This window comes from Vibrio sp. TBV020, from assembly GCF_046056895.1.
In the GTDB taxonomy this organism is placed as follows: Bacteria; Pseudomonadota; Gammaproteobacteria; order Enterobacterales; family Vibrionaceae; genus Vibrio.
Window position 1 is genome coordinate 2,444,536 of sequence record NZ_JBEEAQ010000003.1, and the last position, 13,163, is coordinate 2,457,698.

A 13,163-nucleotide genomic window follows, 5' to 3' on the forward strand; every position below is an offset into this window, starting at 1 on the left:
TATTAAATATAGCATTCGCTGAAATCTCGGTCACGCTTTATAAATAAAACGACGTTCTATTTATTCAATATTTGGCGGAGTCTATCTTGAGCAACCTCGACCAACAGATCTGGTTGGAATTTAGAAATAAATCGGTCACAGCCTACTTTCTTCACCATGGCATCATTGAAGCTGCCACTCAATGAAGTGTTTAAAGTGATATAAAGATCTTTCATACGAGGGTCTGTGCGAATCTCATGAGTCAGCTTATAACCGTCCATTTCCGGCATTTCAGCGTCAGTGATCATCAATAGCAAGTCATCAACCACATTCTTCCCTTCATCAGCCCATGACTTAAGCAGAGTCAACGCTTCAAGACCATCTCGACACTCGATAATGTTTAACCCTAGCTGGGAAAGCGTACCACGCACCTGAGAGCGAGCTGTTGACGAATCATCAACGATCAGAACATTACGCCCTACCATCTCATTCGCTAAGTCTTGATCAAGCACACCTTCGGAGATAGAAATATCGTAATCAATGATTTGCGCTAGAACTTTTTCTACGTCGATAATTTCGACAATATTAAGATTTTCACCATCTTTAACATGCGTAATAGCAGTTAGGTAATTTGCTCGACCAGCGGTTTTCGGCGGCGGCTGAATCTCTGTCCAAGCCGTGTTAACGATATTACGGACCTGACCAACCAGAAAGCCTTGCACGGTTCGGTTGTACTCAGTAATGATGAGGTTCTCTTCTTGATTCTCTAAACGCGATGGCGGAAAACCAATCGCAGCGCGAAGATCTATAACCGGTACAGAAATACCGCGTAGAGACGCAACACCCGTTATATGGTGGTGAGATCCCGGCATTTTAGTCAATGGCGGAACTTTAATAACTTCGCGTACTTTGAACACGTTGATGGCAAAAATCTGGCTGCTGTTCAAACTGAATAGCAACAGCTCCAAGCGGTTTTCACCTACTAGGTTTGTTCGCTGATCAACTGTATTTAAAACTCCAGACATACTACTTCTCGCCTAACGTGGATAATGTAAAAATAGTCTATAGCAAGACTAAGATAAAAATAAACCCATACATCACTGAAGATTATATGGGTTTATATCGCATTTAGCAGTAAGTAAACGAGGAATAAGTCGACTTAACCCTCAATCACTTTCATTAATAATAGGCCGTCATAAAGTGCTTGTTTGATCAGCGCTGCACCCGGCATCGTCGCTTGTTTGTAAAAGCGGGACTCAACAAGTTCAAGATCCTGATGATAAACAGGCAAGCTTTGTTCTTCGATACATGTTTGAATTGCCGGATAAAGCACTTCTTTCGCTTGGTTGATTGCTCCGCCGATCAGTACCTTTTCTGGGTTAAATAGGTTAATCACGATGGCAATCGCTGAACCTAAATAACGACCAAGCTTTTCAATAACATCCACCGCAAGCGGATCACCATTCGCTGCCGCTTCACAAATGTCTTCGATTGAAATCTCTTCGATGTCAGCCAAACAAGATGCTTCACCTTTGGCGATTCTATCCGTCACTTCAGTACGAATCGCCTGTGAACTCGCGACCGTTTCTAGACAGCCTCGATTACCACAGTGGCAAGGCTTGCCCTGAGGATCAATTTGAATGTGGCCCAGTTCACCGATATTACCGTGACGACCTTGCAGTACTCGACCATCCAAGACAATACCGGCTCCCAATCCATGGTGGATAGAGATAAGCACCGAGTTCTCGTTCTCTTGTGAATGACCAAAAAGCTTTTCAGCTAATGCCCATGCACGAGTGTCATTGGCAATAAAGACCGGTAATCCTGTTGCCTTGTAGATTTCAGGACCTAATGGCAAATTCTCAACGTTGTAATGCGGCATTTGCAACACTACACCCTGTTCTGAATTCACAAGACCAGGTAGCGTGATTGCAATACTTGTCACACGGTCAAGCTGCTCAGTATAAGTTTGGAAAAACTCATCAATTTCATGAAGCAGTCGAGCGAGTACATCTTCTTGGTCAACTTCATGGATATCAATCTTGGTATCAATGAGTACGTCACCACCTAACTCATGCAGTGCAATCGTCAAATAGCCACGCCCTAAGCGCATCGAAAGAAACTGCCACCCTTCGTTGTTGACCTGTAGACCAACTGCAGGACGCCCACGACTTGTCGCTTCCTGGACTGTGGTTTCATGTATCAGGTGGGCCTCGATGAGCTCACGAGTGATTTTAGTAATACTCGCAGGTGCGAGCTCACTCTTTTTAGAGAGATCGATTCGAGAAATGGGACCTTTTTGATCAATGAGTTTATATACACGGCCAGCATTGACCTGCTTGATATGATCAATATGGCCAGGTTGAGCCATGTACATAGAGCACTCCGAATATCAACAACCTAGTAATTTTTTTACTTTGCGAAGTAATTGTGAAGAGCTTTGATAGATCGCCGTGACAAGTGTCACGTATAAACATGATTCTTTGTGTACCTAATCAAATAGCGAAAGATTTATCACATTTCATCTCCTATTTTTTTGCATTAATAAATATGTCTTTCATCACCTTTAAATAGATTAATACTCAAAACAATTGGAGTTGCAGCTAGGCGACAAACCATTTCAGACCTATGAGGATAGGTGTTCTATGTGATTAGGGTGAAATGGTGTAGTTAACAACGTAGCGGCTTCAAGTATGAAGAGTAAATTATCAGCAGCCATTCTGTGCAGGTATATACTTAAATCGAGCTTTTCGATTTTAGGGATGAGAACAACAACTTATCAGCCGCATGCACTCCCTTTTAGCGGCAGAATCAGATCAAGGAGATCCGAATGACCTCAATCCAAAGAAGAACAAAAATTGTCTCTACTCTTGGACCTTCTACAGATGCACCCGGCATTCTTGAAGCTATTTTAGAAGCTGGCGTAAACGTGGTTAGAATGAACTTCTCTCATGGTAGCGCAGAAGATCATCGTGAACGTGCAACTCGCGTACGTAACATCGCTGCCAAACTCGGTACTCACGTCGCCATCTTAGGAGACCTTCAAGGCCCGAAAATTCGAGTATCCACATTCAAAGACGGCAAAGTGCAACTCAATGTTGGTGATATTTTTACCTTAGACAGCAGTTTGCCTGCCGGCCAAGGTAACAAAGATGCGGTTGGCTTAGATTACAAAGAACTACCAAATGATGTTTCGACAGGAGATGTCTTGCTGCTCGATGATGGCCGAGTGCAATTGCAAGTCATGGCGGTTAGCGGCACCCAAGTTAGAACGAAAGTGATTATCGGGGGGCCGCTGTCTAACAATAAAGGCATCAACAAAAAAGGAGGAGGCTTATCAGCAGAGGCTCTCACCGACAAAGACAAGAATGATATTAAGTTAGCGGCTGAACTAAAAGTTGACTACCTTGCTGTTTCTTTCCCGAGAAACGGTGAAGACATGAAATATGCACGACGACTAGCAACCGATGCTGGGTTACAAACTCGCCTTGTCGCTAAAGTAGAGCGCGCTGAGACCGTCGAAACGCAAGAGAGCATCGATGATATCATCTTAGCCTCAGACGCCGTTATGGTGGCTCGTGGGGACTTAGGAGTAGAGATCGGTGACCCAGAGTTAATCGGTGTACAAAAGCAACTCATCCGTCGTGCTCGCGCATTGAACCGCACCGTCATTACCGCAACCCAAATGATGGAATCAATGATGGAAGCGCCTATGCCGACTCGTGCTGAGGTAATGGACGTAGCAAACGCCGTACTTGATGGTACTGATGCTGTGATGCTATCTGGCGAGACTGCAGCAGGTAAATACCCACTAGAGACAGTACGCTCTATGGCCGAAGTCTGTGTTGGTGCAGAGAAAATGTCCTCGGTTAACCGTTCAAGCTACAGAATGGAGTCAGTATTTGAAACCGGTGAAGAAACGATTGCTATGTCGACGATGTTCGCTGCTAACCACATGCGAGGCATTAAAGGCATTGTCACTTTAACTGAATCAGGTAGAACAGCTCTAATGATGTCTCGACTGAGCTCAGGATTGCCTATCTTTGCTCTATCTCGCAATGAAAGAACACTTAATCTATCCGCCCTCTATCGCGGTGTTTTCCCTGTTTATTTCGATGACAAAGGCGATACAGGATTAGAAACCGCCCAATCGGCAGTAGGAACACTAAGGGAGCGTGGCTTGTTAGATGAAGGTGATTTGGTCATTATCACTCAAGGTGACGTAATGGACGTCGTCGGATCGACCAACTGTATGCGTATCGTTGCTGCGTAACTTCTATCAACATCTAATGTTTGTGTTTGGGGAGTGATTAGCTCCCCTTTTACTTCATGACAAAAGTGGGTTTCTCGGTGCACTGAGAGAATGATTCAACAAAGCGGAAACCTGCGTCTAACCCCATTTGGTAATCATGGATCAGGTCTTCTCTCTCACTCATCAAAGAACTTGATTTCAAAGGTTGGTCCGGTTTGATTTGCACAATGAAGCAATCATCAGGCGGAGAATGAAGAAAGTCTTGCGTGAGTGAGTAGGTTTGATAATGCACCATCAACATGTCCGCTAACCCCGAGTCGAACTTATCACCAATAAGGTGACTTAGACGATAAATATCATCGGCACCGAACAGCCATCGCCCACCATTGAGCAGTTCTAGATGTGCTTGGTCGATTTTTTCTACTCGAGAGCGCTGTACTTGTTCATTAAAAAAGCTGCTCCAATCTTGCTTCCACTGACTCAGCTTATCTTGCCAATGACCCTGAATAACATTGAACGAATCGCGAATCCACTCAACGGGAGGCTCTTGGTTCACTTCTTCGGTGTCAGTCACTAAGTCCTCACCTTCCGTTCTTATGACGACAATACAGCGAGCCTCTTGACGCCACGCCTCTTGAACAGGAATGGAGGCTGATACTCCACCATCAACGTATTCACCGTGAGGAAAGATAATTGGCTCTCGATAAAGCCTTGGAATAGCGCAAGTTGCAAGCAGCACTTTCTTCCAGTCATCTTGCAGCATTGGTAGGTAGTGATCGAATAATCGGCTGGTATCCGTCACCGCAGCGTAGGCTTCACGGCCAGATAAGATCTTACGCCCCATGTCGATGTCTAACCGATATGGATAGTCACTTATCTTTTCTAATGCCCAATCCATGTCCATATATTGCTTACGTCGAATATACCGGAACAGGTTAAAGAATTCGGAATCAGTGGTTAAATCAAGAATGAAGGATCGGCCAATTCCATTCTGGCGGCAAAGAAATGCGCACAGGTTCATTGCCCCTGCTGAAGTGCCATAAAAAGAATGAAAAGGATCGAAGTTAGAAAGGAGAAAAGCATCCAACACACCAGAAGTAAAAATCCCTCTTTGGCCGCCACCTTGTGCAACCAGAGCATTTTTACCACCGGTGTATTTTTTTAGTCGTTCGACATCAATCTCTACAGCGGTATTCGTAACAACACCGCGATTTTTCATGGCGAACCTAAGCAGTCATTACTGCAATTAGGCCGTAACCAAGGATAACCGCGAAAGCTGCAGCAGTGATCAGTAGGGCATATTTTAGATCGTGTTCCATAGACACCTCCTTTATTGTGTAACAAAGTAATAACATCAGTGTGAGGTATCTTCAATAAATACGTATTTTTCGTGCGGAATTATGGCGTTAGCATCACACTTAGTTATCCAAATGTATAAAAGGGTCAAAAATGAACATCGTCTCCCGCGTACTTTTTTCCATCTTAATGGTCGGAGGAAGCTCTCTTGCTCAGGCTGATGTCCACGTCTCCCCATGGGTGGGCTATACCTTCGGAGGAAGCGTCGAAGATCAGGACCAAAATGAGCTGGACTTAAAGGGTTCGGAAAGCTACGCCTTATCCATCGAAACCGATGTCGATAAAGGCCGTATGGGTTTGTTCTATGCTAATCAAAACTCAGAAGTTGAAAACGTCAATCTAGACTCTTCTATCCACTACTTTCACTTACAAAGTAGTATCTATTATCCAGTTCAAGAGCCATGGTCTTCATACTTAGGCGTTGGTTTAGGGGCATCGTATGTAGATGCGGATTGGGTCAAAGATGAGTGGGGATTTTCAGCAAGTATATTTGGTGGCTTTGAGTATCAATTTAACGACACACTTGCGTTGAATACTCAACTTCGCTGGCTTGGGACTGTCGTCGACAATGATACGAGCGGCGTGTGTAACTTACCTAGTAATGGTAATGATTCATGTGTAATTCGATTCAAAACAGATTGGATGAATCAGTTCTCGGCAAATCTTGGACTGACTTGGTCTTTCTAACTCACTTGAAATACAGGAAGAGGCCAAGCTCTTGGCCGCCTTCCATCACCACCGTCGAATTAGAACGAGTACTTAATTCCAAGTGCGCCACCAAGTTGTAACTCTGGGCCTGTGTAAAGGTTCAACTCAGGATGTATTTGACCATACATTTCCCAACCTTTGCTGATATCCCATTTCAAACCGAGTGGAACACGGGCGCCAAACTCTTCGTGGTCCCATTCGCTCCAGCCACCGACACCCACATACCAAGATATCGGTGTGTTTGCGTCAAACTGTCCTCGCTTCAAAATGTAATCAAACGCCGCGCCATCATTACCTAAAGTGAATCGGTACGTGCTATCTAACTCGACTACCACGCTTAGCTCTTGGTCTAACGCCATACCTACCGCTAGGTCTGTCGCTGCAGGTTCTTCCGCTAGCACTGGAGCGCTAGTTGCTGCGATTATTAGCGCAGCTCCAGTAAGACAACCTATTTTTCTCATATTGGTTCTTCCTATACACAAAATAAAACAGCGTGCAATTATTCGGGAATACAGGAAAAAGATGTCAGAAAAAGGTGAAAAAACTTGAGAAGAAGCCAGTGTAGGGAGTGAGTTTGTATTAGCCATTGAAACGGTCATCCTCAAGAGGGAGGAACGACCGAGTTGGGGAACTCTCTAGAAGGCGCTCAAAAACAAAGATTCCCTACTCACTCCTTCGTCGTTCTAGGGAATGACACTTCTTTACAGGAAAAACAAAAAAGGAGGCCGAAGCCTCCTTTGTCAATCAGTATGGAAGAGATTAACCGTTAGTGCGGATCCACTCGTCCATTTCTGTTTTCAGGTTGTCAGACTTAGTACCGAAGATAGCCTGAACACCACCTGCTACAACTACTACGCCAGCTGCGCCTAGTTGTTTTAGTTTGTCTTGGTCAACAGCTTCAGTATCAGCTACTGCAACGCGTAGACGAGTGATACAAGCGTCTAGACCAGTGATGTTAGCTTTGCCGCCAAATGCTGCAACTAGCTCACCTGCCATGTCTGAACCAGAAGTCACTACTGCTTCTTCAGATTCGTCTTCACGACCTGGAGTCTTAAGGTCCATAGCTTTGATTACTGCGCGGAATACTACGTAGTAGATAGCAGCGTAAACAAGACCAGTTACAAACATTAGACCTAGTTTCTGAGAGTTACCAGACAGTACTAGGAAGTCGATTAGACCATGTGAGAATGAAGTACCGTGTACGAAGCCAAGAGTGTTAGCAACAACGTATGCAGAACCCGCTAGTAGAGCGTGGATACCGTATAGTACAGGAGCAACGAATAGGAATGAGAATTCGATTGGCTCAGTGATACCTGTTAGGAACGAAGTCAGTGCAGCAGATGCCATGATACCCATTACTTTCGCACGGTTTTCTGGCTTAGCAGAGTGAGCGATAGCAATAGCAGCAGCTGGTAGACCGAACATCTTGAACATGTAACCACCCGCTAGCTGACCGAAGCCATTACCAGCAGCACGAGATGCTTCATCAGCAACTAGGTAACAAGTTAGTACGCCGTTTTGAGTTTCGCCTGCAGCGTTAACACAAGTACCTGCTTCGAAGAAGAATGGTACGTTCCATACGTGGTGTAGACCGAATGGGATTAGAGAACGCTCAACGATACCGTAGATACCGAATGCAACTTGTGGGTTCTGGTGAGCAGCCCAATCAGAGAAAGATGCAATCGCACCGCCAATTGGAGGCCATACAATAGAAAGAACTAGACCAAGACCGATAGCTGAGAAACCAGTGATAATTGGCACAGCACGCTTACCAGCGAAGAAGCCTAGGTACTCTGGAAGCTGAATCTTGAAGAAACGGTTGAATGCCCAAGCAGCAACACCACCGACAAGGATACCACCTAGTACACCTGTATCGATTTTTTCAACGCCCATAACACCAGCCATAACGCCTAGTGTTGCAGTCATGATGCCGTAACCAACGATTGCAGCAAGACCCGCTACACCGTCGTTGTTAGTGAAGCCTAGTGCTACACCAACAGCAAATAGAAGTGCCATTTGACCGAATACTGAGCCACCAGCTTGTTCCATAAGATTAGAAACGATCTCTGGAATGAAGCTTAGGTCGGCAGCACCCACACCTAATAGAATACCTGCAACTGGTAATACTGATACTGGTAGCATCAGAGCTTTACCAACTTTTTGCAGGTTAGCAAAAAGGTTCTTAAACATGTTTATGCTCCTGAAAAGTTTATAAGATTTATTGGGCTCTAACGGCACACCCCCGTAGCCTTAAATGTTAGCACCCAGAAAAAATGTAACCACATATGTCACTATATTTTCTGCCTCTAAATATATCTTGGGGGTCACTAAACTTTCTAGCCAGTTACGAAATTTAGTTTCAAACTAATATGTAGATCACAATCCATTTGGGGATTTGAAATGGATTACAAACAACTAACTTAATGATTAATATGACATTAATTACTTTCAGGATTAATTTTGATGGGTAAATAAAATAGATCGAGTTGTTATTTCATGTAACAAAATTACAAGGCGTACTTTTTTAGCTCGCAAGTTCAACAATTTTAGTGAACAAGCTCATTTAATCGCTTGCGCGTGATGTTGGTTACAAAAAAAAGGAGCCGAAGCCCCTTTTGTACCACAAATTAATTTTTTATCTTAAAAAAAGATTTCTAAAGTTTTCGCTGGTTTTCTCGCCAACCTCACCTAATGAGCAACCTTTAAGCTGAGAAATATACGATGCCACTTCTACAACATAAGCCGGCTGGTTCTGTTTACCTCTGTGAGGCACTGGTGCCAGGTAAGGTGAATCCGTCTCAATCAGCAGCCTTTCGAGTGGCAGCGCTTTAACCACTTCTTTAAGCTCCGTTGCCTGTCTAAAGGTAACAATACCAGAAATAGAAATATAGAAACCTAATTCCATCGCCGCTTCTGCAAATGGCAAATCTTCAGTAAAACAGTGAATCACACCACTACATTTTTCAGCCCCGCCATTTTTTAAGATATCTAGAGTATCTTGGCGTGCATTACGCGTATGAATGATCAGTGGTTTATTCAGTTTGACTCCGAGTTCAACTTGCTGCTCAAAGCGCAATTTCTGTAAATCAGCCGTTTCTGGTTGGTAGTGATAATCTAGCCCGGTTTCACCAATAGCAACCACTCGTGGGTGAGCGGCATATTCATGTAGACGATCCAGTGCAAAATCACTCTCAACATCTAACGGGTGCACACCACAAGAGGCGTAAACGTTATCAAACGGTTCTATCATTTCGAGCATGTTAGGAAACGAATCGAGGGTGACACCCACTGATAGAAGTTCAGTCACATTCGCGGCTTTCGCTTTTGCTACCACATCAGCAATGCCTTCGTGTAGCTCTTGATAGTCCAATTTGTCTAAATGACAGTGAGAATCTACGAACATGTTTCCTCGTAAAATTTAAATAACCAATCTAGGATAAGTAGTTCAGCATTCAGCCCTGTATGTAACCTTAGCTTCTCGATTAGCTTAAGCAATGCTTGAGACTGAGAATAAAGTTGTTGGTACGAGATAGCCTCAGCCAGCTTGGTGGCGCCTGGAACAAACGATGGCATTGCCAGACCATAATGCACTTTTTGGGCATCTGAGAGTAAAAACCACAGCCAACTCAACGACTCTTGAGGTTCTGAGGCTAACTCTTTTGCTAGCTTAACCGTGTCCGATTGTTGCTGGCAAACTGAAATAAAATCGCTCTCTATACGAGTATAACGGCTGACTTTATCCTGCTGGATAAACTCGAGCGCTGCCAGTGGCGCGTTACCATTGATGTGAGCCGCATACACAGGTACATCACCGTTATACTGTGACGATAACCACTCAGCTACCTCTTGCGAACTAGGCGCTGCTAAGTGCCATTGTTGACAACGACTGGTGATGGTCGGAAGCAATGCATTCGCACGGTGAGCAACCAACAAAAACATACAAGTTGAAGATGGCTCTTCCAATGTTTTTAGCAGTGCATTTGCCGCCGATTCATTCATTGCTTCAGCCGGTTCAATAATGAATAGCCGCGTACCAGAGAGCTGAGATGACTCTTGTGCAATACGGTTGCACTGGCGAATTTGCTCAACGGTAATCGTCTTTCCTTCTTTCTCTGGCTTAATAATATGAAAGTCAGGGTGGCTATTGGAACTCATCAACTGGCAACCGTGACAAAACCCGCAGGCTTCTGCGGGATAGTTCTGGCACATCACCGCCTGACTGAATGCATCAACTAGGTGAGAAGCTCCCATTCCCTCTTCTGCGATCAATAGCGATGCGTTAGAAAAACGATCCGCTTTTAAATTTGCTTGCCATTCTGCCCACAAAGAGGTTAGCCAAGGGTATAGCTCATTCATAGCTTATGCTTTCATCCAGCTTGTCAGTGCACTTGAAATATCAGCTGCGACCTTCTCGATTTGTTGCTCGGCATTAACAACTACGACAGAGTCATCTTGCTCTGCCAATTGTAAATAGCGTTCACGAGTACGATCGAAGAAACTCATGTCCATCTTTTCGATACGATCTAATTCACCGCGTCCACGCGCTCGCTCTAAACCTACACGAGGATCGATATCAAGGTAAATTGTCAGGTCTGGTTTAAAGTCACCAAGCGTAGTTTGCTTTAACGCCTGCATAGTCTCTGCAGGAATTTGACGACCACCACCTTGATAAGCTTGTGACGACATATCATGACGATCGCCTACTACCCAAGTACCGTTAGCCAAAGCAGGCTTAATGACATTTTCCACTAACTGAACACGGGCTGCATACATCAGAAGAAGCTCAGTCATATCCTGCAGCTGTTCGCCTTCATGTTCTTGCTTAACCAAGGTTCTTAGCTTTTCCGCAAGCGCGGTACCACCAGGCTCACGAGTATTAGTGATTGCTTCTACCCCTGATTGCTTCAGAGTTTCCAATACCGCATTAATTGCTGAGCTTTTTCCTGCGCCTTCTAGGCCTTCAATAACGATGAATTTAGCGTTTGTCATTTGTTGCTTCTTAGTTGTTTTAAGTACGCTCGAACTGCGCGATTATGCTCAGCTAAAGATTTTGAAAATACGTGCCCACCTTTACCGCTCGCGACAAAGTACAGATAGTTGCTGTCTTCTGGATTAAGAGCAGCGGCAATAGATGCCTCTCCAGGCATAGCAATTGGCGTCGGTGGTAAACCAAAGATGGTATAAGTGTTGTAAGGCGTAGGTGTGCGCAGATCTTTCTTACGAATATTACCGTCGTACTTATCCCCCATACCATAAATAACAGTTGGATCGGTTTGCAGACGCATGCGTTTGTTCAGACGGTTAACAAATACAGAAGCAACACGTTCTCGCTCTGACTCAACGGCCGTTTCTTTCTCAATGATCGACGCCAAAATCAGCGCTTCATAAGCAGACTTTAACGGCAGTTTTTCTTGGCGCTGTGCCCATTGCTCGTCTAGTACACTTTGCAATTTGTTTGCTGCACGCTTCAATATATCAAGGTCAGAAGCACCGAACGTATAATGATAGGTTTCAGCAAGCAGCAAGCCTTCTAACTTCTCATGCTCAACACCCAACAGCTTAGCAATGTCCGCTTCTGTTAAACCTTGTAATTCGTGTTCCAAGTACGGAGAACTTTCTAGAATTTCTCGCCACTCTTTAAATGTAGAACCTTCGACGAAGGTAATAGCAAATTGATGCTCTTTACCTTGTTTAAACTGCAATAGAGCTTGGTTGAGACTCAATTCAGGTTCGATCAAATAGGTTCCAGCTCTAAGCTGGGTCAGCTCAGGGTGGAAACGGCGAACTAACTTTACGATATCACTGCTTTCAATTAGGCCAGCACTGGTTAAGCTTGCTAACACACTGTTAAAACTAGTACCGGACTCGATAGTGAATATTTGTGGTTCTTCGAGTTGAAGTGGTTGGTTCACATACTGATCTACTTGTTTAGCAACGTAGAAGTAACCTCCGGCAGCTACACCAGCAACCAGAAGCAAAAATAGAGTGATTTTTTTGATCACGAGTCGATCATCTCCTGAATTCGTTTTGTCATTTTTCCAATATCAAAGCTTGTTGTGCCGATACGCTTGATGGGCGCAACTCCGAGTACAGAGTTTGAGATAAACACTTCATCAGCTGATAAAATGTCTTCAAGTTTGAAATCACCTATTGATGACTCCAAAGGCAAATTTTCGGCATATTCCAGCACTAAACGTCGCATCACACCACTAACGCCAGCATTCCTAAGGTCAGGCGTAAACAACGTTCCATCTTTTACCCAGAATAGATTCGCCATCGTTGTTTCAACAACGTAGTCACAAATATCAAGAACAACACCGTCAGCATTTCCATCTTCATCTAGCTCTGCTTTAGCAAGAACTTGTTCAAGACGGTTGTTATGTTTATGCCCAGCGAGTAATGGGTTGTGACCTAGTCTAGTACGACAAATTCCAAGCTCTAAACCTGTACTCACCCATTGTTCATAGTGAGGAGGATAAATAAAGTCGCTAATAGTAACATTTGGTGAGGCTACTTGAGTAGGGCTATATCCCCTTCCTCCTTCACCTCGACTGATGTGCAGTTTCAAACCGGCTTTAGCATCCGACTTGACCGCCCTATTTAACCAGTTTTCAACTTCATGCCAATCAGGATGTGGGATCGCTAATAAATCCAAACACGCATTCATTCTTTTAACGTGTTTTGACCAATGTTGAATGCGCCCTTCGCGAGTCAACATTGTCGTAAAGCAACCATCACCATACTGAAATGAACGGTCTGACAATGAGATAGTATCTGCTGGTTTTCCGTTGAGCCAAAACATCGCAATCCCTTGTGTTGATTTTATATGGGGTATTAAATAACAAAACGGCTTAATGCCAAAGCATTA

The 13,163-nt window shown here is 44.2% G+C and carries 13 protein-coding genes; 2 read left to right on the forward strand and 11 right to left on the reverse strand.

Annotated features, from left to right (window positions below; translation table 11 throughout):
* Positions 1–56: 56 nt before the first annotated feature.
* Together AAFX28_RS19060 and AAFX28_RS19065 are read right to left on the reverse strand one after the other, a co-directional pair.
* Positions 57–1,004: a chemotaxis protein CheV gene (locus tag AAFX28_RS19060; protein ID WP_408689994.1), complete on the reverse strand. Its 948-nt coding sequence runs from the start codon at positions 1,002–1,004 to the stop codon at positions 57–59.
* A gap of 134 nt (positions 1,005–1,138) precedes the next feature.
* Entirely contained in the window at positions 1,139–2,356 is a 1,218-nt protein-coding gene (locus AAFX28_RS19065; RefSeq protein ID WP_408689996.1) for an ROK family protein, read from the reverse strand.
* Positions 2,357–2,809: 453 nt separating this feature from the next.
* Between AAFX28_RS19065 and pyk the strand changes: the two genes are divergently transcribed.
* Complete coding sequence (gene pyk / locus AAFX28_RS19070) at positions 2,810–4,252, forward strand: pyruvate kinase (RefSeq protein WP_408689998.1); 1,443 nt, start codon at positions 2,810–2,812, stop codon at positions 4,250–4,252.
* 49 nt (positions 4,253–4,301) lie between these two features.
* Here the strand turns inward: pyk and AAFX28_RS19075 are convergent, their stop codons facing one another.
* Both AAFX28_RS19075 and AAFX28_RS19080 read right to left on the reverse strand, forming a co-directional pair.
* Complete coding sequence (locus AAFX28_RS19075) at positions 4,302–5,450, reverse strand: patatin family protein (protein WP_408690000.1); 1,149 nt, start codon at positions 5,448–5,450, stop codon at positions 4,302–4,304.
* Positions 5,451–5,457: 7 nt separating this feature from the next.
* Complete coding sequence (locus tag AAFX28_RS19080) at positions 5,458–5,550, reverse strand: YnhF family membrane protein (RefSeq protein ID WP_408690001.1); 93 nt, start codon at positions 5,548–5,550, stop codon at positions 5,458–5,460.
* Positions 5,551–5,716: 166 nt separating this feature from the next.
* Here AAFX28_RS19080 and AAFX28_RS19085 point away from each other — a divergent pair, with 166 nt between their 5' ends.
* On the forward strand, positions 5,717–6,274 hold the full coding sequence (locus AAFX28_RS19085; RefSeq protein WP_408690906.1) for an outer membrane protein: 558 nt from the start codon (positions 5,717–5,719) through the stop codon (positions 6,272–6,274).
* Between the two features lie 59 nt (positions 6,275–6,333).
* Here AAFX28_RS19085 and AAFX28_RS19090 read toward each other — a convergent pair whose 3' ends face one another.
* The 7 genes from AAFX28_RS19090 to pabC all read right to left on the reverse strand — a co-directional run bounded on the left by AAFX28_RS19090 (position 6,334) and on the right by pabC (position 13,097).
* The gene (locus AAFX28_RS19090) at positions 6,334–6,756 is read right to left on the reverse strand and encodes a hypothetical protein (RefSeq protein ID WP_408690003.1); all 423 of its coding nucleotides are present in this window, start codon (positions 6,754–6,756) and stop codon (positions 6,334–6,336) included.
* Between the two features lie 298 nt (positions 6,757–7,054).
* Positions 7,055–8,485, reverse strand: coding sequence for a PTS glucose transporter subunit IIBC (gene ptsG / locus AAFX28_RS19095; RefSeq protein ID WP_408690005.1), 1,431 nt, complete (start codon positions 8,483–8,485; stop codon positions 7,055–7,057).
* A 445-nt stretch (positions 8,486–8,930) separates the two neighbouring features.
* Positions 8,931–9,698, reverse strand: coding sequence for a TatD family hydrolase (locus AAFX28_RS19100; protein ID WP_408690006.1), 768 nt, complete (start codon positions 9,696–9,698; stop codon positions 8,931–8,933).
* Positions 9,689–10,651, reverse strand: coding sequence for a DNA polymerase III subunit delta' (gene holB, locus AAFX28_RS19105; protein ID WP_408690008.1), 963 nt, complete (start codon positions 10,649–10,651; stop codon positions 9,689–9,691). Before holB ends, AAFX28_RS19100 begins: the two co-directional genes overlap by 10 nt.
* A 3-nt stretch (positions 10,652–10,654) precedes the next feature.
* Entirely contained in the window at positions 10,655–11,284 is a 630-nt protein-coding gene (tmk, locus tag AAFX28_RS19110; RefSeq protein ID WP_408690009.1) for a dTMP kinase, read from the reverse strand.
* The gene (mltG, locus tag AAFX28_RS19115) at positions 11,281–12,297 is read right to left on the reverse strand and encodes an endolytic transglycosylase MltG (RefSeq protein WP_408690011.1); all 1,017 of its coding nucleotides are present in this window, start codon (positions 12,295–12,297) and stop codon (positions 11,281–11,283) included. The genes tmk and mltG overlap by 4 nt, the downstream gene beginning before the upstream one ends.
* Positions 12,294–13,097: an aminodeoxychorismate lyase gene (gene pabC, locus AAFX28_RS19120; protein ID WP_408690013.1), complete on the reverse strand. Its 804-nt coding sequence runs from the start codon at positions 13,095–13,097 to the stop codon at positions 12,294–12,296. The genes mltG and pabC overlap by 4 nt, the downstream gene beginning before the upstream one ends.
* Positions 13,098–13,163: the final 66 nt, after the last annotated feature.

Bases quoted from the DNA above. Each gene is read 5' to 3' on its own strand.
- AAFX28_RS19060 (WP_408689994.1), bottom strand. From the start codon at position 1,004: ATGTCTGGAGTTTTAAATACAGTTGATCAGCGAACAAACCTAGTAGGT.
- AAFX28_RS19065 (WP_408689996.1), bottom strand. From the start codon at position 2,356: ATGTACATGGCTCAACCTGGCCATATTGATCATATCAAGCAGGTCAAT.
- pyk (WP_408689998.1), top strand. From the start codon at position 2,810: ATGACCTCAATCCAAAGAAGAACAAAAATTGTCTCTACTCTTGGACCT.
- AAFX28_RS19075 (WP_408690000.1), bottom strand. From the start codon at position 5,450: ATGAAAAATCGCGGTGTTGTTACGAATACCGCTGTAGAGATTGATGTC.
- AAFX28_RS19080 (WP_408690001.1), bottom strand. From the start codon at position 5,550: ATGGAACACGATCTAAAATATGCCCTACTGATCACTGCTGCAGCTTTC.
- AAFX28_RS19085 (WP_408690906.1), top strand. From the start codon at position 5,717: ATGGTCGGAGGAAGCTCTCTTGCTCAGGCTGATGTCCACGTCTCCCCA.
- AAFX28_RS19090 (WP_408690003.1), bottom strand. From the start codon at position 6,756: ATGAGAAAAATAGGTTGTCTTACTGGAGCTGCGCTAATAATCGCAGCA.
- ptsG (WP_408690005.1), bottom strand. From the start codon at position 8,485: ATGTTTAAGAACCTTTTTGCTAACCTGCAAAAAGTTGGTAAAGCTCTG.
- AAFX28_RS19100 (WP_408690006.1), bottom strand. From the start codon at position 9,698: ATGTTCGTAGATTCTCACTGTCATTTAGACAAATTGGACTATCAAGAG.
- holB (WP_408690008.1), bottom strand. From the start codon at position 10,651: ATGAATGAGCTATACCCTTGGCTAACCTCTTTGTGGGCAGAATGGCAA.
- tmk (WP_408690009.1), bottom strand. From the start codon at position 11,284: ATGACAAACGCTAAATTCATCGTTATTGAAGGCCTAGAAGGCGCAGGA.
- pabC (WP_408690013.1), bottom strand. From the start codon at position 13,097: ATGTTTTGGCTCAACGGAAAACCAGCAGATACTATCTCATTGTCAGAC.